Source organism: Deltaproteobacteria bacterium, from assembly GCA_016709225.1.
GTDB classification, from domain to species: Bacteria; Myxococcota_A; Polyangia; order Nannocystales; family Nannocystaceae; genus Xiheibacterium; species Xiheibacterium phototrophicum.
The window spans coordinates 2,345,753-2,365,835 of sequence record JADJEE010000012.1; the positions used below are offsets into that span (position 1 = coordinate 2,345,753).

At 69.7% G+C, this 20,083-nt stretch carries 18 protein-coding genes; 2 read left to right on the forward strand and 16 right to left on the reverse strand.

Annotated features, from left to right (window positions below):
• Positions 1-2: 2 nt before the first annotated feature.
• Positions 3-599 (reverse strand): hypothetical protein, encoded by a 597-nt coding sequence (locus IPH07_34725; protein ID MBK6922596.1) that lies wholly within the window; start codon positions 597-599, stop codon positions 3-5.
• 1,163 nt (positions 600-1,762) lie between these two features.
• On the opposite strand from IPH07_34725, the gene IPH07_34730 reads away from it, so the two are divergent.
• Positions 1,763-2,305, forward strand: a complete 543-nt coding sequence (locus IPH07_34730) for a putative metal-binding motif-containing protein (protein MBK6922597.1) — start codon at positions 1,763-1,765, stop codon at positions 2,303-2,305.
• Here the strand turns inward: IPH07_34730 and IPH07_34735 are convergent.
• The 8 genes from IPH07_34735 to IPH07_34770 form a co-directional block, all read right to left on the reverse strand.
• Complete coding sequence (locus IPH07_34735; GenBank protein ID MBK6922598.1) at positions 2,244-2,807, reverse strand: hypothetical protein; 564 nt, start codon at positions 2,805-2,807, stop codon at positions 2,244-2,246. The genes IPH07_34730 and IPH07_34735 overlap by 62 nt on opposite strands.
• A gap of 136 nt (positions 2,808-2,943) precedes the next feature.
• Complete coding sequence (locus IPH07_34740) at positions 2,944-4,065, reverse strand: radical SAM protein (protein MBK6922599.1); 1,122 nt, start codon at positions 4,063-4,065, stop codon at positions 2,944-2,946.
• Positions 4,066-4,072: 7 nt separating this feature from the next.
• The gene (locus tag IPH07_34745) at positions 4,073-5,290 is read right to left on the reverse strand and encodes a hypothetical protein (protein MBK6922600.1); all 1,218 of its coding nucleotides are present in this window, start codon (positions 5,288-5,290) and stop codon (positions 4,073-4,075) included.
• Positions 5,287-6,408 (reverse strand): DegT/DnrJ/EryC1/StrS family aminotransferase, encoded by a 1,122-nt coding sequence (locus IPH07_34750; GenBank protein MBK6922601.1) that lies wholly within the window; start codon positions 6,406-6,408, stop codon positions 5,287-5,289. The genes IPH07_34745 and IPH07_34750 overlap by 4 nt, the downstream gene beginning before the upstream one ends.
• A 184-nt stretch (positions 6,409-6,592) precedes the next feature.
• Positions 6,593-7,693: a DegT/DnrJ/EryC1/StrS family aminotransferase gene (locus IPH07_34755; protein ID MBK6922602.1), complete on the reverse strand. Its 1,101-nt coding sequence runs from the start codon at positions 7,691-7,693 to the stop codon at positions 6,593-6,595.
• 17 nt (positions 7,694-7,710) lie between these two features.
• Positions 7,711-8,811, reverse strand: coding sequence for an alpha-ketoacid dehydrogenase subunit beta (locus IPH07_34760; protein ID MBK6922603.1), 1,101 nt, complete (start codon positions 8,809-8,811; stop codon positions 7,711-7,713).
• Positions 8,804-9,817 carry a thiamine pyrophosphate-dependent dehydrogenase E1 component subunit alpha gene (locus tag IPH07_34765; GenBank protein ID MBK6922604.1) on the reverse strand — a complete coding sequence of 338 codons (1,014 nt, stop codon included), beginning with the start codon at positions 9,815-9,817 and terminating at the stop codon, positions 8,804-8,806. The genes IPH07_34760 and IPH07_34765 overlap by 8 nt, the downstream gene beginning before the upstream one ends.
• A gap of 4 nt (positions 9,818-9,821) precedes the next feature.
• Positions 9,822-10,832, reverse strand: coding sequence for an NAD-dependent epimerase/dehydratase family protein (locus IPH07_34770; protein ID MBK6922605.1), 1,011 nt, complete (start codon positions 10,830-10,832; stop codon positions 9,822-9,824).
• A gap of 188 nt (positions 10,833-11,020) precedes the next feature.
• Here IPH07_34770 and IPH07_34775 point away from each other — a divergent pair, with 188 nt between their 5' ends.
• On the forward strand, positions 11,021-11,572 hold the full coding sequence (locus tag IPH07_34775) for a hypothetical protein (protein MBK6922606.1): 552 nt from the start codon (positions 11,021-11,023) through the stop codon (positions 11,570-11,572).
• A gap of 10 nt (positions 11,573-11,582) precedes the next feature.
• Here IPH07_34775 and IPH07_34780 read toward each other — a convergent pair whose 3' ends face one another.
• From IPH07_34780 to IPH07_34810, 7 genes are all read right to left on the reverse strand, one after another.
• Complete coding sequence (locus IPH07_34780; protein MBK6922607.1) at positions 11,583-12,248, reverse strand: SIS domain-containing protein; 666 nt, start codon at positions 12,246-12,248, stop codon at positions 11,583-11,585.
• Positions 12,245-13,006, reverse strand: a complete 762-nt coding sequence (locus IPH07_34785) for a nucleotidyltransferase family protein (GenBank protein ID MBK6922608.1) — start codon at positions 13,004-13,006, stop codon at positions 12,245-12,247. The genes IPH07_34780 and IPH07_34785 overlap by 4 nt, the downstream gene beginning before the upstream one ends.
• On the reverse strand, positions 12,991-13,590 hold the full coding sequence (locus tag IPH07_34790) for an HAD family hydrolase (GenBank protein MBK6922609.1): 600 nt from the start codon (positions 13,588-13,590) through the stop codon (positions 12,991-12,993). Before IPH07_34790 ends, IPH07_34785 begins: the two co-directional genes overlap by 16 nt.
• Positions 13,587-14,681: a hypothetical protein gene (locus IPH07_34795; GenBank protein ID MBK6922610.1), complete on the reverse strand. Its 1,095-nt coding sequence runs from the start codon at positions 14,679-14,681 to the stop codon at positions 13,587-13,589. The genes IPH07_34790 and IPH07_34795 overlap by 4 nt, the downstream gene beginning before the upstream one ends.
• Entirely contained in the window at positions 14,668-15,675 is a 1,008-nt protein-coding gene (locus IPH07_34800; protein MBK6922611.1) for an SDR family oxidoreductase, read from the reverse strand. The genes IPH07_34795 and IPH07_34800 overlap by 14 nt, the downstream gene beginning before the upstream one ends.
• A 228-nt stretch (positions 15,676-15,903) precedes the next feature.
• Positions 15,904-17,775 carry a hypothetical protein gene (locus tag IPH07_34805; GenBank protein ID MBK6922612.1) on the reverse strand — a complete coding sequence of 624 codons (1,872 nt, stop codon included), beginning with the start codon at positions 17,773-17,775 and terminating at the stop codon, positions 15,904-15,906.
• Positions 17,772-19,799 carry a CRTAC1 family protein gene (locus IPH07_34810; GenBank protein MBK6922613.1) on the reverse strand — a complete coding sequence of 676 codons (2,028 nt, stop codon included), beginning with the start codon at positions 19,797-19,799 and terminating at the stop codon, positions 17,772-17,774. The genes IPH07_34805 and IPH07_34810 overlap by 4 nt, the downstream gene beginning before the upstream one ends.
• Positions 19,800-20,083: the final 284 nt, after the last annotated feature.

The window sequence follows — 20,083 nt, forward strand, 5'->3', positions numbered from 1 at the left end:
CCTCACGGCTCCGGGCCCCTGTCTCGGGCCAACGGCTCACGCCATCGCGCCACCGCGGTGTATGAGCCCTGGGCCAGCTTCGCGAGATCGATCGTCACCTCGCCCGGGTGCCGCGCCACGTCGAGCACGCCCATCACCGACCCCTGGGTCGACAGGGCGATCGCGACCAGGCGGTGCACCTCGGGGATCTCCGTCACGACGATCTGGCACTCGTTCACGCCCGGCACCACCTCGACCGTCCCGAGCCCACGACTGCTCAGCTCCCATGAACGTCCGAGCCACTTGAGCAGGCCGTTGGGGTTGCGACCGAAGATGCGCAGCGCGCCGTCGAAGAGCGCGGAGTACAGACTGTTGTCGACGGAGCCGACCACGTAGCGCCGCCAGAAGTCGAGGTACTGCTCGGTGCCCGCGATCTCGAGGTGCGCGCAGTTGATCGACACGAGCGCATCGCTCGGGATCCATGCCAGCTTGCCGCTACGGCGGATGCGCTCGACCGCCTCGGGCGCAACCGCAGCCAGCACCGCGGCCCCGTGCGGCAGCCGTTCGAGGGCCGTCAGCACCCCGTGACAGACGGCTCCGCGAAATGCCAGCTTGGGCACGGCTCCGACAGTATCGCCCACAAACGCGACAACTTGAGCACCCCCTAACCCAAGAGGGGCCGCCGACGCAGCCGTGGTGCCGTACTCGAACGGGCGTCGGCATCGACCGATGACCCCTGGAGACGACGTTCCGAGTGGCCCTGCGCGAATGCATGCCGGCCTGGCGGCCGACGCAGTGTGGGTCGAGACCGCGCGATCGGTATGCTCGTGGGATGCCGCGGACACGCATCACTGCGCTCGCCTTCGTCGTCTCCGCGTCGGTGCCGAGCACGGCGCTCGCCGAGCAGCTCTGCGGCACGGTCGCGGAGTTCAATGCGGCGATGGCCGCGGCCGGCACGGCATCGACCGACGTCACGCTCGACTTCGACGTCGTCGGCGTGAACCCCAACGACTTCGCCGGCAGCAAGGGTTCGCTGGCGCAGCTGCGCAACAGTGGCTGCGCCGCGGGCCAGGACGCGGTGATCAAGGTCTACGGGCCGGAGGATCCGCCCAACGTGGCGCACCCCTCGGGCACGCTGAAGATGGAGTACGGCAACGCGTGCTGCGGCGGCACCTGTGGTGAGAACTGGGCCGACCCCAACGCGTCGGCCGTCGTGTTCGTCGACGGCAGCGAGAGCTGTCACGTGACCATGTGGATGCGGCCAACCGAGACCGGCTACTCGCTGACGTGCAACGTCGGGCAGTTCGACGGCCTCGGGGCCAACCCCGAGGGCAACGCCGTCGACGGCATCGCGCTGCTCGACTACCTGCTGCCCGATGGTGGCCACACCTGGGAGATCCCCAACGCGACCGCCAGCAACGACACGGTGTGCTGGGAGTCGGTGCCCTCGGGCATGCAGAGCATCACCGTGCCGGTCGTCGAGGATGTCACCGCCGCGCCGTCGTCGCCCGATGCGGTGTACCCCGACATCACCGATCTCGCGGTCGAGGCCGACGGCACCACCGCCTACTTGAAGTTCGTCGTCCCGCCCATCGACGGCAAGATCACCGGCGCACGCCTGCTGGTGCACTCGAGCACGGCCCCCTCGTCCGACGGCGACGGCGGCGAGGTGCACGTGGTCGCCGACACCGACTGGAGCGAGGCGGACATGACGTGGAACGATCGCCCGGGGTTCGAGGCGGCGTCGCTGGGCCGCATCGGACCCGCGGCCGCCGACGTGCCCCTGTCGCTCGACCTCGGCACCGCGATCGCCGGCGAAGGGCCGATCGCGTTCGCGATCGAGTCGCCACCCACCGATACCAACGGCACGCACTTCTGGTCGAAGGAGGGCGACCCTGCAGGCGCGGCCTCGCTGCAGCTCGACATCCTGGTCGTCGACGCCGATGGCGACGGCGTCAACGACGGCCCGGATTGCGACGACACCAATCCCGCCGTGAACCCCGGCGCGAGCGAGAGCTGCAACGGCATCGACGACGATTGCGACGGCGACACCGACGAGGGCTGCGACGGCGTCGACTCTGGCAGCAGCGACGGCGGCGGCGACGGTGCGACCACCACCGCGGGCAGCAGCGACGGCGACGGTGGCTCGCCGCTGTCGGCGGGGCCGGGCTTCGGCGACACCGACACCGGCTGTGGCTGCACCGCCGCCCACGATGACGGCCACGGTTGGTCGGTGCTGCCGCTGCTGCTCGCGGTCGGCGTCGTCAGGCCGCGTCGCCGCGGGCGCGCCAGCGCGAGACCACCCCGACGTCCTGCAGGTACGTGAGGTACTCGCGGACCGTGCAGCGCTCACCACCGCGGAGGCTGGTGAGCAGGTTGAACGGCGTGTGCAGCACGCCGAAGAGTGACCACCAGCCGGTCACGCCGGTGATCAGCATCGCGCCGGTCTTGCCAGCGTGGGCGTTGCTGGCGGTCGCGACGCGCGGACATGCGGTGGCACGCAGGCGCAGCAGCAGCATGCCGACACCGATCGGGAACGTCACCAGCTCGGTGTCGAGCCGCACCACGATGCCGTCACGGAGCACGCCGGTGTCGCGGATCTCGGCTGCGTGATGCAGCAACCACCCGCGAAAAGCGTCCTCGCGGGACTGCTCGAGCACCACGAACACCGCGCCCAGCAGGTAGACCAACGCGACGACCAACGCGATGGCGATGGCCGCAAGCGAGTGCACGGGATCGAATGCGAAGGCCGCATAGCCCGCGACGGCGACCACACCGAACATCAACAACGCGAAGTTGAAGTCGCCGTCGCGATCGACACTCACCATTACAACGCGAAGCTAGCAGCGTGGTGCTTCGCGCTCAAGCCAGCAGGCGCTCCCAAAAATTGCCGCATGACCCCCGATGTCCGAGTGGACAGTCGGCCGAACGGCCACCGCCTCCACTGTCCCTTGGAGCAGTCACTCACACGAAGGCGAGATGCTGCGGCTCCACGCCGTCCGGTCGGCGCAGCTGCACGAGGTCCTTCTGCACCGCGTCGAGCGCCTCGTTGACCTTGTGCTGTAGACACAGCGAGCCGCACATCTTCTGGGCATTGAAGCTCGGCGAAGCCAGGTGGTTCATCACCTCCCAGTAGCGGTCGCTGGCCCAGATGTCCTTGAAGCGGGTCTCGCAGATGTTGCCGATGTGGAACTTCTTATAGCGCTCGTTGAAGAGCATGCCGCACGGCGCGACCAGCCCCGAGCCCGACAATTGGATCATGAAGGGCGGGCCGTAGCAGCGCTGATACGAGCGCTTGCCCTTGGCCTCGATCTTCGACCACTTGACCACGACCTTGTACGTGTCGTCGGACAGGGCCTCGGCGGCACGCAGCTGCTCGTAGATGCGGTCGTAGGCGGCGTAGTCGACGCCGAGCTCGCCGTCCTCGGAGTCCGAGCAGTGCTTGAGCACGAGGTAGTCCGGCCGCAGCTCCTGCCCGAGACGCGCCAGCGGCAGGATCTGATCGCCGTACTGCGGCATCACCACCATCTGCATCCCGATCGTCACCGGCAGCGCGTCGCGCTGCTTGATCTCGACCATGTCGCGGATGTTCTGGCACACCTGATCGAACCACGACTCGCGCACGCCCATGATCTGGGCGTAGCGCTCGCGTTCGCCGGCGGAGATGTTCACGCGCAGGTACGTCAGGTGGGGCAGAATCTCCTCGAGGCGCATGCGCGTGAGCGCGAGCCCGTTGGTGCCGACCGCCATCGAGAGCCCGAGCTCGTGGCCGTAGCGGACCGCATCGGCGAACACCGGCGAGATGGTGCTCTCGCCGTCGGACACGAAGCTGATGCCGCGCACGCCGATCTCGGCGCAGTCCTCGAGGAAGCCGAAGATCACGTCGCGGGTGATGACCTTGCGGTCGTTCTCCTGCAGCATCGCGTAGCAGTACTCACACGCGAAGTTGCACGCGCGGGTCAGCGCCATGTCGATCGTGATCGGCGCGATGCGTTCGCCGCGGAGCCACGCGTCGACGCGGTCCTGGTGCCACGCGATCTTGGTGCCGTCGAGGATCAGATCGGTGTGTTCGGTGAGGCCGGTCATGGGATGCCTATGGGTTCGGGGCCACCACGGCGAGCCGCCGCAGCTTGTTTCGATCGCGCACCTCTTCGAGGTAGATCTCGAGGCGCGGATCGATGCGCTCGTGCAACGTTCGCTCGAGCACCATGCACAGCGCGGGCTTGTCGGGCCCGTCGAGCTCGCCGCACAGTCGCAGCACCAGACGAACGTCGAACTCGATCGACACCAGGCTGGCGTCGCCGGCCTCGCCACCGTGGGCCAGCGCGAAGTCCTCGAGCACCTCTTCGACCGCCTGACGACGCGCCGCGGCGCCCATCGCCGACCACGTCTCCCGCGGGCCTTCGTCGAACTCATTGGTGCGTTCGCGATAGTCGTTCAGCTCGCGGTAGCGCGAGAGGCACGCACGCACGAGCTTGGTCGGGCGCACAAAGGCCTCGCTGGACGCCCGCGGCGTGACGATGCCGGGCACCGGGGGCGCGCTGTCGCGTGCGCGCAGCTGGTGTTCGAGCCGGATGGCGCCGTGGTCCGCGGCCTCCAGCAATGGCAGCCCCTCGATGATGCGGCACAGCGACTCCATCATGCCGACGTCCTCGGGCGCGCTGGCACCGAAGAAGCCCGCCTCGTCGACGATGTGCGAGTCTGGATCGACTGCGAGTGTGAGCATCATGGCGTCGTCGGTGGCGGCAACCAGCCGACGACCGCTGCGCGTCGCGAGCTGACGCGCATGCCAGGGATCGGCGGCCGCAGACGCGAGCGCGTCCGCGTAGGGCGAGCCGTTCGACGGCGGCGCTGCGACCGGCGCCGGGCCGTGCGGATCGACGTTGCCGCGCCGGGGGCTGCGCGACGACGGGAGCGAGCGCGCGCCGCCGGTCTCGGCCAGCGCAGCAGCGTGCATCGAGCGCACGAGCACGGTACAGCCGCGGTCGTCCTCGACCAGGCTCGCTGCGCCGAAGCGCGCCGCCATGTCGAGCACCGCGCCGCGATCGATGCCCCGCAACGTGGCATCGTCGAGGTGGATCGCGAGCTGCTCGCGTCCGGCACAGGCGGCCGCGTCCCACAGATTGCGCAGGCTCGTGACGAGGTCGTCGTCGGGCACCCACAGCGCCAGCTCGGCGGCGGCGGGCCCGAAGCCCCGCAATCGATCGACGAGTCCCACGCGGTAGTCCTCGACCAACGCGAGGTAGTCGAGCACCTCCGACGTGGTTGTGTCATCGGCGGACGGCGCAGACGGCTGCAGGGACACTGTCATCGATGGAACTCCGCAATGGTCGCCGCGACACGCTCGAGTTCGGCGTCGCGCAGGAACTGGTGGATGGGGAGCGAGAGGATGCGAGACGCCTGTGACTCGGCGACCGGAAAGTCGCCGACGCGGTGCCCGAGCGCGCGCGCGGCCGGCTGCAGATGGATCGGCACCGGATAGTGAATCGAGCTACCGATGCCGCGGCTGGCGAGGAACTGCTGCAGCGCGTCGCGGCGGTCGACCTGCACCACGAAGGTGTGGAAGCTGTTGAACTGCGCGGGCTCGCACGGCGGGGAGAACACCCGGCTGCCATCGAGCAGCGCGCGGTAGCGGGCAGCATTGCGGCGCCGCGCCGCGATGACCTCGTCGATGTGCGCGAGTCGGTGCGCGAGCACGACCGCCTGCACGGTGTCGAGCCGCGAGACGGTGCCCCACTCGGCGACGGTGTTGCGATCGACGAGGCCGTTGTTGCGCAGCCGCCGGAGCCGCGTCGCCAGCTGGTCGTCGTCGGTGACGATGAAGCCGGCGTCACCCATGGCGTTGAGGTTCTTGAGCGGGTGAGCGGAGAAGCAGCCGACGTCGCCCATGCGACCGGCGTGGCGGCCTCCCAGCCGTGAGCCGAAGGCCTGCGCAGCGTCCTCGATGATCCGCAGGCCGCGCTCGGCTGCGATCCGCATGATCGCATCCATCGCGGCGACACGACCGGTCAGGTGTACCGGCATGATCGCGCGGGTGCGCGAGCCGATGGCGCGCACGACCGCATCGGGGTCGATGTTCTGATCCGGCAGCACGTCGGCGAACACCGGCGTCGCACCGACCATCGTGATCGCTGCGGTCGAGGCCACGAAGGAGTTCGGCGGTGTGATGACCTCATCGCCGGGGCCGATGCCCATCGCGCGCAGCGACAACACCAGCGCGTCGGTGCCCGAGGCCACCGCGATGGTGTGCGCGGCCCCGGTGTACGCACAGACCTGCTGCTCGAAGCGCTCGATTGCCGCGCCACCGATCCACTGAGCCTCGGCGAGCGCGTCGAGGATCGCCGGGCCCAGCTGCTCGCGCTCGGCGGCGAACTGCGCAGCGAGGTCCACGTACGGGATTGGCGCGCCATCGATGGCGACCTCGGGCATTCGTCGCGGTGCTGCGTGGTCCATGGCCGAGCCTTCGTGGTCTCCAGCTCTTCGTAGTGAGGACGGATGTTCGGCGCCAGTGCAGGGCTTCGCGGCGCAACGCCGCAGACGCACGAAGGGCGCCCACGGGCGACGGGCCCGCGCGCGCCCGTCGTGGAACGCCCGCGCGATCCGGAGATCGGTGCTACTGGGCGTAGAAGCTACGCACGGTCGCGATCACGTGGTCTTGCTGCTCGCGCGACAGGTGCTGGTCGCAGGGGAACGTGATGATCTCGCCGAGGTGGCGATCGGTCACGGGGAAGTCGCCCGCGCGGTAGCCGAGGTGGGCGAGACCCTTCTGGCGGTAGACCGGGATCGGGTAGTGCACCTTGGCCTCGATGCCGTGCGCGAGACAGTGCGCGAGCAGCTCGTCGCGTCGCTCGGCGAACACGATGTAGAGGTGGTAGACGCGGCGCATGCCATCGACCCGCGGCGGGATGCGGATGCCGGGGATCTCGCACAGGTGGCGGTCGTAGTACGCCGCGTGCTCGATGCGCTTGGCCGCGATCGACTCGGTCTGCGGCAGCAACCAGTTGCCGACGACGGCCTGCAGGGTGTCGAGCCGCGAGTTGTAGCCGAGCACCGCGATCTCGTCGCGGTTGGACATGCCGTGGTTGCGCAGCAGTCGCAGGGACGCGGCAGTGTCGTCGTCGTCGGTGACGATCACGCCGCCGTCGCCCCACACGTTGAGGTTCTTGAGCGGATGCAGCGAGAAGCCACCCGCGCGGCCCCAGGTACCGGCCCGCTTGCCGCCGATGTCGGCGAGGATCGCCTGGCAGGCGTCCTCGACCACCACCAGGCCGCGGCGCGTCGCGATCTCCATCAGCGCCGGCATGTCGGTCATGTAGCCGGTGTAGTGCACCGGCATGATGGCCTTGGTGTTGGGCGTGATGGCCTTCTCGACCTGCGCGACGTCCATGCAGAAGGTGTCGTTGCAGTCGACGAACACCGGGCGCGCGCCGACCTCGGCGATCGCACCGACGGTCGCGATGAAGGTGTTCGCGGTGGTGATGACCTCGTCGCCGGGTCCGACCCCCGCGGCGCGCAGCGGCAGCTTGAGCGCGTCGGTGCCCGAGCCCACGCCGATCGCGTGCTTGCTGCCGATGAGGGCCGCGAAGCCCTGCTCGAAGCGCTCGAGCTCGCGGCCGAGCGTGAAATCCCCCGACTGCACGAGGGCCTTGATGTTCTGCAGCAAGTCGTCGATCTCGGCGAACTGCTGCGGCAGGTACGAATAGCGCACGTGCATGATGGCGATCCTCGGGGCTAGAACGGGCCCTTGAAGCTGGGGTGCGGGATGTCGAGGGGTCGATCTTCGCGGTGTTGCGCGAGCTTGCTCGCAACCGCCTCGGTGACGCTGCGCGGCAGACCCACGAGCTCTCCGATGGTCTCGGCGATCTTCGGCGAGCGCGGGTAGTAGTGCTGGGAGAGTGCGCTCGAGCTGGGCGTGGGGTGCTCGGGCAAGCCGATCCGGCGGGGGGCGGCGCGCAGATCGTCGAACGCACCCGCGACGGTCTGCGCGATGACCTCGGCGCCGATGCCATAGCCGGCGTGGCCGGTGTCGACGGTGAGCAGGCGACCCGTGCGTCGCACGGACTCGACGATGGCGTCGGTCTGCAGCGGTCGCAGCACGCGGAGGTCGAACAGCTCGACGCCGCAGCCGGCCTCGGCCAGCGCCTGTGCGGCCTGCAGCGCCTCCAGCGTCATGTACGAGGTCGCAACCACGGTGACGTCGTCGCCCGAGGTCAGCTTGCGCGGGCCATCGAGCGGTAGCGGGGCATAGCCGGGATCGATCGCGCCCTCGGCGTAGTGCACCCAGCGGTGCTCGATGATGACGACGGGACCATCATCTTCGATCGCACCCAGCAGCAGGCCCTTGGCGTCGCGGGCACACGAGGGCATCACGACCTTCAGGCCCGGGATGTGGGCGAACAACACCTCGAGGCTCTGCGAGTGCGCGGGCCCCTGGCCCCAACCGCGCCCGACGATGAGCCGCACCGTGATCGGCACCCGGTGTCGACCGCCGGAGACGTAGTGCATCTTGGCGGCGTTGTTCACCAGCTGCTCCATCGCGAGCAGCGTGAACTCGACGCGCTGGTGCACGAGCAGCGGTCGCTGGCCCGCCAACGCGGCACCGATCGCGGCGCCGGTCCAGCCGTTCTCGGCGATCGGCATCTCGAGCACGCGGTCGGCACCGAAGCGCTCGCGCAGGCCCGAGGTGGTGCCGAACACGCCCTTGGGATCGGTCACGCCCTCGCCCATGACGAACACGCGCGGATCGTGCTCCATCGCGAGCACGGTGGCCTCGTGGATCGCATCGGCCGCGTGGGTGACACGGGCTCGGTTGTCGCGTGCGAGCTCAGGCATGGACGGACTCCGCGATCGTGTGCGGCGCGGGGAACGGCGCGGCAAGGGCTGCAGCGAAGGCCGTGTCGATCTCGGCGGCGATCTCCGCCTCCATCGTCGACAACGCCTCCTCGTCGAGCTCGGCGGTCTCGATGAGTTCGTTGGTGAAGCGCGCGATCGGACAGCGCGCGGCCCAGCGCGCCAGCTCGCCCGGCGGGCGATAGCCGAGGTGATCGTCGTCGGCCGGCCCGCAGTGTTCGAGCAGGCGATAGGTGTGCGCGATGATGAGGCTCGGGCCCTCGCCCCGACGCGCGCGCATGGTCGCGTGGGTCATGGCGCCGCGCACCGACAGGACGTCGTTGCCGTCGACCTCCATCGCCGGCATGCCGTGGGCGTCGGCGAATGCCGACAGCGGACGCACCGGCTGCCGCTGCGACAGCGGCGTATAGACCGAGTAGAGGTTGTTCTCGAGCACGAACACCAGCGGCAGCCGGCCGGTCGCGGCCAGGTTGGCGCTCTCGTGCACGACACCCTCCTCGAGCGCGCCGTCACCGAAGAACGCCACCGACACGCCGTTGTCCCGGCGCTGCTTCGAGGCCAGCGCCAGGCCCACGCCGAGCGGCACGTTGCCGCCCACGATCGGCACGCTGGCCATCACGCCGGCATTGTCGTCGAACAGATGCATCGAGCCGCCGCGACCACTGCAGCAGCCGGTGACCTTGCCGTGCAGCTCGGCGATCATGCCCTCGAGATCGCCTCCCTTGGCGAGGTAGTGCGCGTGGCAACGGTGGGTGCTGACGATGCGATCGGTGCGTCGCAGCACCGAGCACGCTCCGACCGCCGCCGCCTCCTGGCCGATCGAGAGGTGCACCGGGCAGCGCATGCGACCGGCCGGGTACTCGCGGGCGATGCGTTCTTCGACCCGACGGATGCGGATCATCTGGCGCAGTAGCTCGCGGCGCTCGAGCGCCGCGGGCACCGCGTGGACACCGGCTCGGGGCAGGCCCAATTCGTAGAGTTCGTCCATGACGTCACTTCAGGTTCGCGACCTGCATGCGCTTGATGTTGTGGTAGAGTGGATCGTTCATCGCGTCGGGCACCTTGCCGGCCGCGAACGCATCGCACAGCTCGCGCACGGCGTCGGCGATGGTGTGGCGGGGCGCGAGCCCGATGCGAGTGCGGAGCTTGTCGTCGGTGACGTGGTACGAACGGTTGTCGTTGGTCGGCACCACCTCGAACTCGATGCCCGGATCGACGTTGCGTCGGACCACGTCGGCCAGCTCGCGCACCGTGAGGTTCTCGTTGCCAGCATTGAAGATCTCGCGATCGACGAGCTCGTCGGGCTGCACCAGCAGGTCGAGGTAGACCGCGACCATGTCGGCGATGTGGATGTTCGGCCGCATCTGCTCGCCACCGAACACGCGGATGCGGCGGTTGTGCCACGCGTGCGCAGTGAGGATGTTGACCACGAGGTCGAGGCGGAGCCGCTTGGCATAGCCACACACCGTCGAGGGCCGCACCGTCACCGTCACGAAGCCCGGTGCAGACTCCTGCGCCAGCACCTGCTCGCACAGCGCCTTGTACTTCGAGTAGTCGGTCAGCGGCTCGAGCGGCAGGTCCTCGGTCACCGCCGACTCCTGCTTCACGCCGTACACGCTCGATGACGACGCGTACACGAAGCGCTTCACACCGGCCTGCTTGGCGGCCTGCACCAGCGGACGGAACGCGTCGTAGTTGATCGAGCGGCCGAGTGCGGGGTCGAGGTCGTAGGACGGGTCGTTCGAGATGCACGCGAGGTGGATGACCGCGTCGACCCCCTGCATCGCACGCGCGACCGCCTCGGGATCGCGGATGTCACCCTCGATCTCCACGAGATCGGGGGTACGCACGTCGTCGAAGAGGTCGCGGCCGTAGAGGTAGAGATCGAGCACGGTCACGCGATAGCCCTCGCGCAACAGCGCGGGCACCAGCGCACTACCGACATAGCCGGCGCCGCCGGTCACGAGCACGTGTTCGATGGGGGGACGAGTCGGGGCAATCATGATCCACTCCGCGCAAACTTCGTAGTGAAGCGGACCGCCGTCTGCCAGGGGACCGCACCCCCGGGCCGCACTGGAACCGACGGCCCCGATCGGGCCACCTTCGCTGGTAGACTGCGGCAGCCAAGCCCGTGAGCCCATCGGATCCTTCGCAAGGCCAGGCGCCGGCCCGCGCTCCTCGTGCACGTGGGATGGCATTCCTCGGCCTGCTGAAGCAGCTTCGCGCGCGCTTCGGGGCCGACGCCGTCGCCGCGGCCTTGCCGACGTGGGGCGACGAGCTGGCCGCGATCTGCGGCGAGCGGCTATCGAAGACCGAGTGGTACCCCTACGCCGCGTTCGTGCAGCTGCTGGAGGGCTCGGAGCGCGACTTCGGCGATGGCGACGGCGCGCTGGTGTCGGTGCTCGGCGAGGGCGCGGCACGCAGCGATCTCGGCGGTGGCGCGTTCTCGATCCTGCGTGTGCTGGCCTCGCCCCGCCACCTCATCGGCTCCTGCGAGCGGGTGTGGCCGCGCTACTACGAGCACGCCGGTCGCATGGTCGCGCTCGCGACCGAGCCGAACGACACCGTGCTGCGCATCCTCGACTTCCCGAGCATGGCCCGGCTGCACTGCCGCATGATGGAAGGGTGGATGATCTCGGCGATGGCTCAGCTCGGCGCACGCGTGGCGCCGGGGGGCCGTGAGACCGTCTGCGTGAGCGACGGCGGCCCGTTCCACGAGTTTCGTTGCCGCTGGACCACGTGATCGCGGACGTTCAGGTCCCGACGCGCGCCAGCGGCGATGGGGCTGCGATCGCCACCGACGCTTCGTTGCGACGCTGGCCGGCCGCGACCGCGTGGGTCAGCCAGCTGGTCATCATGTGCGAGAGCACGCCGTGCGCCCCCTCGACCAGGCCGTAGTCGCGACACGGCACGAGAATCGGGAAGTCGCACAGCGCCATCGCCTTGCCGCCCTCGAAGCCAAGGAAGCCGACCGTGATCACGCCCTGGGCGCGGGCGACCTGCAGGGCCTCGACGACGTTGGGCGAGTTGCCGCTGGCGGTGATCACGATGAGGACGTCGCCCTCACTCGCCGCCGTGCGCAGCGGCTCCGAGAACACGCAATCGAAGGTCTCGTCGTTGGCCCACGCCGTCATGCGCGCGACATTGTCGACCAGCGAGTGCACGCGAAAGCGCTTGCGCGCGCTGCGGGGGTCCTTGCCGCTGACGGTCTTCTCGAAGTCGCACGCCAGATGACTGGCCGCCGACGCGCTGCCGCCGTTGCCAGCCACGAACACCCACGCCCCGCGCTCGTACGCGGCCAGCAGCGCGCGATTGGCCGCGATGACCTGCGCCTGGTCGATGCGGGCGAGTACCTCACCGACGCTCGCGAGGTAGGTCTGCGTGAAGAGGTCGATGCCGTACTCGTTGTCGTCGTTCATGGGCGCGCTCTCGCGATGGCGAAGGGGTCGGAGGCAAGGGTGCCGGCCGCGATCGCCTCGCGGGCGAGCTCGAGGCGGGCGGGGGAGTCGATCGCAACGCGGAAGCCGTCGAGCCGCTGGGCCGCCAGGCGACCGCTGCGGGCCAGCGTCGGGAACACGTGGGCCGGCAGGTCGCAGATCGGCAGCGATGGAATCGCCGCGCGTGCCCGCGGCGACAGCACGCACACGCCCGAGAACGCCCACCACGGGATGTGCCCCTGCGCGACGCGGGTCGGACGCTCGAGGAAGTCGACCACGCGGTCGTCGGCGTCGAGCACCGCGCGGCTGTTGGTGCCGATGCGCTGGTGCACGAGGATGGTGCCCCAGGCCTGCTGCTGGCGGTGGTGCGCGAGCAGGCCCGCGAGGTCGTGGTCGGTCAGCACATCGCCGTAGTGGACCAGGAGATCGTCGTCCTCGCCGAAGCACTCGGCGAGCTCGCGCACGGTGCCCGCGGTGCCGCGCGGCGCAGACTCGTGCACGAAGTGCACCCGCACGCCGTGCCGTGAGCCGTCGCCGAGCACGGGGAAGAAGCGCTCGGCGAGGTGGTGGATGTTGATCCACACGTCGGACACGCCGGCGATCGCGAGCCGGGCGACGATGTGCTCGAGGATCGAACGATCGCCCACCGATAGCAGCGGCTTGGGCGTGTCCTCGCACAGCGCGCCCAGGCGCGTGCCGAAGCCCGCACACGGCACCAACGCGTTCAGCCGACGAGCCACTGTGCGGCCTCCATCAGCGTCGAGCAGCAGTGGTCGGCGGGGGCCGGCGTCACCCGCAGTGCCGACACGATGGCCGGGTCGTCGTGGCGACCGCTGTGCAGCCACACGGTGCGACAGCCGGCCGCCTGACCCGCCGCGACGTCCGAGGGACGATCACCGATCATGATGGACTCATGGGGATCGAGGCCGAGCTCGGCAATGGCCCGCAGCAACATCCCGGGCGCCGGCTTGCGGCACGTGCACGCGACCCGGTACGCCTCGAGATCGGCGTTGGGGTGGTGTGGGCACAGGTAGAACGCGGCCAGCGGCACACCACCGCGCTCGACGATGGTGGCCTCGATCCGCTGTTGCAGCGTGCGAACCGCCAGCTCGTCGAGCAGCCCGCGGGCGATCACGGTCTGGTTGCTGATGCCGACGAGCACGTAGCCCGCGGCATGCAAGCGTGCCAGCGCGGCGGGCACGTCGTCGGGGATCTCGGCGTCTTCGAAGCGGGCCAGCGGTCCACGGTCGTGCACGAGCACGCCGTCACGGTCGAGGAACACCGCGCGACGGCGCGGCGTGCCCTCGACCTCGGGCGTGCTCACGGCCGCACCCCGGCGACGCGCAGCTGCGGCACGCCGGTGAGCTCGCGCAGCGAAGCCAGCAGCGTCGCGCGTCGGATCGACGCGCTGTTGCCCATCACGGCCACCATCTGCGCCCCGGCGAGGTTGCCCAGGATGCCGGCGATGTTGGGCTCGAGACCGGCCGCGATCGCCATCGACGACAGCGCGAGCACGGCGTCGCCGGCCCCGATGCGCTCGACGACGGTGTCGGCGAGCGCGGGGCAGCGATGGATGCCCGACCCGCGGGACCACAGCATGGTGCCATGCTTGCCGAGCGTGGCCATCATCGCGCGAGCCCCCATCCGCACCGCGGTGCGCTCGAGCAGGGGTGCGAGGTCGCTGGTGAGGTCACGGGCGTCGAGCCGCAGCTCGCCCTCGTGCAGGCACGCGTAGTCGGCCCGCGGGTACTTCGAGAGCACGTGATAGCCGGTGTTCGCCGCGTTCAGCTGGGTGTTCACCGCCAGGAACGGCGCCTTCGCGGTCAGCAGGTCCACCGCCGCGGGCGTCAGCAGGCCGTGGCCGTAGTCGGTGACGATGCAGAGGTCGCAGCGCGAGAGCGCGTCGTCGAGCCGACGCAGGAACGCCCGCTCGTCGTCGCCGGCGATGGGCGTGAGGTCCATGTGGTAGACGCCCATCATCTTCGCGCGGGAGTAGGCATCGATGTAGCGTCGCTTCACGATGGTGGGGGATCCCGTCATCGTGGCGAAGCTCGCGCGCACGTGGCCCCGCAGCGACTGTCGCACGAACTCCTCGCGCGGCTCGACGGTGCCGAGCGCACTGACGACCTCGACGTCGCCACAGAACTCGGCGACATGGTTGGCGACCGCGAGCACACCGCCGGCCTGCGCATCGCAGCGCAGGAAGCGGTTCACGATCATCGGCTCCTTGCCGCTCTTGCCGATCGCGTCGCAGTACGCGTACTCGTCGATGATGGTCTCGCCGACCACCGCCACGCGCAGGCCCTGCATCGATTGCAGGCCGTCGTGGATGTCCTCGAGCGAGAGGCTGGCGGCGATCTGCTCGCGGGTCGGAGTGCGATCGTCGAACGAGGTGCGATCGTCAAGCTGAGACATTGCGTCCTCCATGGGCGGCCGCCCCGAGGTGTCGAAACCACGCGTCGGTCGCGACCGCAATCGACTCCGGCGTCCACACCGGCGCGTCGCGCCAGTCGTCGATGTGCGAGAGCAGTCGTGCGACGCCCTCTTCGATGCCCACCTTGGCGTGCCACCCGAGCAGGCGCTCGATCAGGCCGGTGTCGGCGTGGGTCCGGTCGGGCTCGCCGGGGCGCTTGGGCAGGTGCACGACGGGGCCGCCGAGCAACCGCACGATGTCGGCCACCGCGACCGGTCGACCGGTGCCGACGTTCATCGCGACCCCGCAGATCGAGCTCTCGGCCGCGCACACGAAGGCATCGACCACGTCGGTCACGTAGGTGAAGTCGCGCGACTGCGAGCCGTCGCCGACCACCGTATAGGGCTTGCCGGCCAGGCGCTGCGCGAGGAAGACCCCGAACATCGCGCCGTAGGTGCCGCTGGTGCGTGCGCGCGGCCCGTAGACGTTGAAGAGCCGCAGCGCCACCACCGGCAGGCCGTAGACCTGCCCCCAGTGCATCACCGCCTGCTCACCGAGATACTTGGTGAGGGCGTAGGGGTACTGCGGTCGGCAGGGCGCCTGCTCCGGCGTCGGGTAGTGCTCGGGGATGCCGTAGCACGATGACGACGCGGCGTAGAGGAAGCGCTCGACCCCCGCCGCGCGGGCAGCCTCGAGCACCGCCATGGTGCCGTCGACGTTTGCGTGGGCATACGCGAGCGGCGACTCGATGGAGGGCACGATGTCGGCGAGCGCGGCGAGGTGGAACACGCGCTGGCAGCCCTGCACGATCGGCCGCACCGCCGCGATGTCGGCGACGTCGACCCGATGGAACTCGAGCGCGGGGTTGCCTTCGTGGTGCGCGAGGTTGCTCAGCCGACCGATCGAGAGATCGTCGAGCACCCGCACTCGCCAGCCCTCCGCGAGCAGCCGATCGCAGAGGTGGCTGCCGATGAAGCCCGCACCGCCGGTCACCAGCGCGGTTCCGCGGTGGCCCTGCTGCGCGCCCTTTGCCGTGTCGGTGTCGTCCAACGTGCGATCTCCCGCTGACGGGAGGTTCGTAGTGACGTGGACCGGCCCGTGCCAGTGCCAGGGCGGCGGGGCGCCCCACTTCGACGCGTCCGCGGGCCGCAATCGGGACGCCCATGGCCGCCGCGCGTCCGCTCGGACGGCGCACGACGGGGATCCTGCGGCGAAGCGACGCGGCTACCGGCGTCCGCGACGGCGACGCACGAGCGCCAGTGCAAGCAGCCACGGCGCGCCGACCAGCCCACGATCGCGCGGGCCGACCACACACGCACAGCCGCCGCCACCGTCGGTACCGGTGGGGCCGCCGCTGCTCGTGCTGCCGTCGGCGGCGAGCGTGGTGCTGCTCTCGCCGAGCGTGGTCGCGCCCACCGAGGTATCCGCGACGCCGGTGGTCGAGCCGCCGGTGCTTCCGCCGGTGGTCGAGGTGCCAGTGCCCTCACCTGTGCCGGTGCCGGTCGAGGTGCCCGCGACGGCACCGAAGTTCACGATCGGGATCGAGATCGACTGCTCGCCGAGGGTCTCTGGCGTCGCGCCGCCGGCGAGGTCGAACAGCTCCGCGACGTGCTCCCCCGCAGCACCGCCGTTGTCCCCGAGGAACTCGATGTACTCGGGCGTGTTCAGCAGGTAGCGCATGCGGACGTGGACGACCAACAGATCGTCGTTGGGATCGTCGGGGGTCGCGTCGACGACCTGCGGCATCGGCTCGAGCACGTAGCTGTGATCGTCGAAGTTGGGCCAGGTCCCACCGGGCTGCAGCTGGTAGCGATCGCCGACCGGATCGGTCTGCGGATCGGCGATCAGACCCAGCGGCGGGATGCGATTGTCGAGGACCCAGTGGTTGTTGCGCAGCAGGTGCAGCTCGGTGCCATCGGCGAAGTCCTCCGCGATGGCCTCGTAGGTGCGGATCTGGCCATCGCGCTGCAGGCCGTTGTCGGCGTCCCACGAGCCCGAGCTGTAGAGCACCTCGCCGTTGTACTCGGCGGTCATCTCGAGCCAGGCCACGCGACCCTCGGCGTAGCCGCTCGGCAGCTTGTGGCCGGTGTTGTTGGCCACGCGCACGCCGAGATCGGCGATGCCCTGCTCGAGGTCGATGGTGTTGGGCGCGAGGATGCTGATGCTCGCGGCACCCTCGAGCAGATCGTCGTAGCGCGCCATGGTGTTGTCGAAGGAGCTGTCCGGCAACACGTTCGCGCCGGCCGAGCCGTACTCCTGCTTGAGCAGCGAGACCACGAAGCGATTGGCGCCCACGAGGTCGTGGCGACGGCCGCCGCTGGGGTGCGACTGCACCGGCTGGTACTGCGTGCACGCAGCGATGTCGTCGACCTCGGGCATGTGGCAGTCCTGACAGCTCAGGAACGCCGGGCCTTCGATGGCGTAGTCGCTGTTGAGCCACTCGCTGTAGGTGCGCTGCTCGTTGAACGGCGTGCCCATGCCCACGCCGGCGTCATCGACCCGCTCGAGCGGCGTGCTGACGTCGTGGCACGTGCCACACAGCCGCGACGAGCCGATGTAGGGGTCGTACAGCCATGCGTGCGGCGGCGGCAGCAGGCCGTCGCTGTAGTCCCACGGGCCGCGGCGCGGCACGTTGGTGTCGACGAACACGTCGTCGATGGTGTAGTTCGCGTTGCCGACCGGTGCCTCGAGGTCTTCCATCGCGCGATGGCAGATCTCGCACTCGACACCCGACAGCTCGTCGCTGGTCAGCTCGTCGATGCTCGTCACATCGCCGTGGCCATCGAGGAAGGCCCGCGGCGCGTGGCAGCGGATGCACAGCTCGGTCTCGCCGGGGGCGTCATCCGCCGCGACCGCGACCGCGCCCCAGAACACGGGATCGCGGCCGGCATTCGCCATCATCGAGCCCTGCCAGGTGCGAAACGGCGAGAAGGGGGGCTCGGCCGCCATCGAGGCGGGGTTCGGGAACAGGTGGCAGTTCTCGCACTCGTCGGTGGTGTTGAGCGGATTGACGAGGGTGCCGGGTTCGGTCGGCGCCGCGATCGCGTGCGCCGGGACCAGTGCCAGCACGGTGATCGCGAGCGCCCGGCGGCTCACTTCGCCGCGCCTCCACGTCGGCGCCGCACGCCCACGGCGAACGCGACCAACAGCCACGGCCAGCCGCGCGACGGCTGCCCCGCGTCGCAGCTACAGCCGCCGGCGCCGTCGTCCTGCGCCGCGCCGCCGCTGCTGTCGTCGAGGCCACCGCTGCTCTCGCCCGCCGTCACCGTCGCAGACTCGCTGTTGCCGGCGGTCACGGTCGCGCCGCCGCTGGTGTCCGCACCACCGCCGGTGGTCTCACCGCCACCACCGCTGCTGCCGCCACTGCTGCTGCTCGAGCACTCGAGCCCCTCGTCGATCGTGCCGTCGCAGGTGTTGTCGGCGTCGTCGCAGACCTCGACGTTGCCCGGGAAGTTGGCGCCGTCGGTGTCGTCGCAGTCGGTGGCGTCGGCGACGTAGCCCTCGGGCGGGACGCAGCCGCCGATGGTGTCCTCGAGGTTGCCGTAGCCGTCCATGTCGGCGTCGCGGTACCACGTGTCCGGGCAGCCCTCGGTGACGTGGATGGTGCGATCGATCGGCGGATCGAGCAGGGTGTCGACGTGGCCGGAGGGCCACCGCACGACGATGCTCTCGGCCGAGGTCGCCGAGCCGAGTCCGAAGTGCCGCGTCGCGGCATTGACGATGCCGTACGCCTCACCGGCCCGGACCTCGCGGACCTGCGTGCCCAGGTCGCTGGTGACCTCCACGCGCGCCCCGACGGCGCTGCGGTTGCTCTCGACGCCCGTGAGCCACACGTTCACGTAGTGGTTGTCGTTGCCGGGATTGATGAACATCCGGTCGGCGACGTTGCTGGGCTCGTTGTAGCCGGTCGCGAAGCCGGCCAACACATCGGGGAAGCCATCGTCGTTGAAGTCGCCGATGACCGCGCTCTGGATGCCGTGGTTGTCGGCGGGGAACGGATCCATCATCGCCGTGAAGGTCAGATCGCCACCGTTGTTGAGGAACAGCCGGTGCTCGCCGGCGCGGCCCGTGACCAACAAGTCGATGAAGCCGTCGTTGTCGAAGTCCTCGAAGTGGGTCTGGATGCCGAGGTCGATCGCGTCGAGGTCGGCGATCATGCCGGAGTCCGCGGTGACATCCGTGAAGATGCCGAGCTCCGCACCCGGGCCCATGTTCTCGTAGAGGCGGCTGCCGATGTTGTGGGTGATGAGGAACGCGTCGAGATCGCCATCGTTGTCGATGTCGCCGAAGTCGGCCGACCACGATTGCGCGAGCGGCCGCAGGCCCGCGGCCTCGGCGACGTCGGTGTAGTTGCCGCTGCCGTCGTTCTGGAACAGCAGGTTGAGGCGACGGCCGTCCATCGGGTTGTTCACGCCGAGCCGACACTTGGCGATGTACAGGTCGATGTCGCCGTCGTTGTCGTAGTCGGTCCAGGTGGTGCCGTAGTTGCCGCTCGAGTCGGAGGGGATCGTCGACTGCGGCACGATGATGGTCGGGTCGTACGCCAGCGCGCCGGTGCCATCACCGCGGTAGCGGGAGGCGATGCCATCGTCGTGGCAGGCGAACAGGTCCAGCTCGCCGTCGTTGTCGATGTCGGCGAAGTTGGTGCACTGCACGAAGATGTCGGGGCCGTCGAGGAAGCCGGTCTGGAAGTCGGCGCCGTCGTCGTCGGCGAGCAACAGCTTGAGGCCGTCGTAGAAGCCGCCGGTGAAGATGTCGGCGTAGCCGTTGCGATCGACGTCGGCGATCGCCATGCCCCACGAGTTGCCCTGGATGGAGCCGTAGTCGAGCAGCACGAAGCTGCCGTCGGGCTGCTGGTACTCGATCTCGAGCGACTGCGTCTCGTCGAGCCGGATGAGGTCGTCGAGGCCGTCCTCGTTCATGTCCCAGGTGCCCATGACGACACCGCTGTGCAGCGAGGGGTTGTTGAGCGAGGCGCTCTCGTTGGTGAAGGGCTCGAGCGCGAGCGCTTCGGCGGGCAGCGTCAGCGCGAGGAGCCCCAACCAGCGGGTTCGCAGGGTCGCGTGGGATGAGCGCAGTCGAGGGGTCGCGGACGCACGCAGCTTGTTCGAGCGGATCATGGGGGTAGCCTCTGCCAGGCACGACCATACCCCAGGGTCCCCGCAAGGGTTTGTCGACGGTTGCGGCGCGGGCCCGCCAACGACGACGCCACGGCACTCGCGCCCGCACGTCGCCGCGTCGTCTGCGATGGCGCCTTCGCACGCGCAGCGGCGGTCATGCGCCACGATGCAGCCCCAGACGGGCGGATACCCCCTGTCGCGCGTCGTTGCGCGCGCTACGACCGCTACGATGCGTGCGTTCGTTGACTCACGAACGCCGCACACGATGTGGGCGAGATGCTGCA

Bases quoted from the DNA above. Each gene is read 5' to 3' on its own strand.
- IPH07_34735 (MBK6922598.1), bottom strand. From the start codon at position 2,807: ATGGTGAGTGTCGATCGCGACGGCGACTTCAACTTCGCGTTGTTGATG.
- IPH07_34740 (MBK6922599.1), bottom strand. From the start codon at position 4,065: ATGACCGGCCTCACCGAACACACCGATCTGATCCTCGACGGCACCAAG.
- IPH07_34745 (MBK6922600.1), bottom strand. From the start codon at position 5,290: ATGACAGTGTCCCTGCAGCCGTCTGCGCCGTCCGCCGATGACACAACC.
- IPH07_34750 (MBK6922601.1), bottom strand. From the start codon at position 6,408: ATGCCCGAGGTCGCCATCGATGGCGCGCCAATCCCGTACGTGGACCTC.
- IPH07_34755 (MBK6922602.1), bottom strand. From the start codon at position 7,693: ATGCACGTGCGCTATTCGTACCTGCCGCAGCAGTTCGCCGAGATCGAC.
- IPH07_34760 (MBK6922603.1), bottom strand. From the start codon at position 8,811: ATGCCTGAGCTCGCACGCGACAACCGAGCCCGTGTCACCCACGCGGCC.
- IPH07_34765 (MBK6922604.1), bottom strand. From the start codon at position 9,817: ATGGACGAACTCTACGAATTGGGCCTGCCCCGAGCCGGTGTCCACGCG.
- IPH07_34770 (MBK6922605.1), bottom strand. From the start codon at position 10,832: ATGATTGCCCCGACTCGTCCCCCCATCGAACACGTGCTCGTGACCGGC.
- IPH07_34775 (MBK6922606.1), top strand. From the start codon at position 11,021: ATGGCATTCCTCGGCCTGCTGAAGCAGCTTCGCGCGCGCTTCGGGGCC.
- IPH07_34780 (MBK6922607.1), bottom strand. From the start codon at position 12,248: ATGAACGACGACAACGAGTACGGCATCGACCTCTTCACGCAGACCTAC.
- IPH07_34795 (MBK6922610.1), bottom strand. From the start codon at position 14,681: ATGTCTCAGCTTGACGATCGCACCTCGTTCGACGATCGCACTCCGACC.
- IPH07_34810 (MBK6922613.1), bottom strand. From the start codon at position 19,799: ATGATCCGCTCGAACAAGCTGCGTGCGTCCGCGACCCCTCGACTGCGC.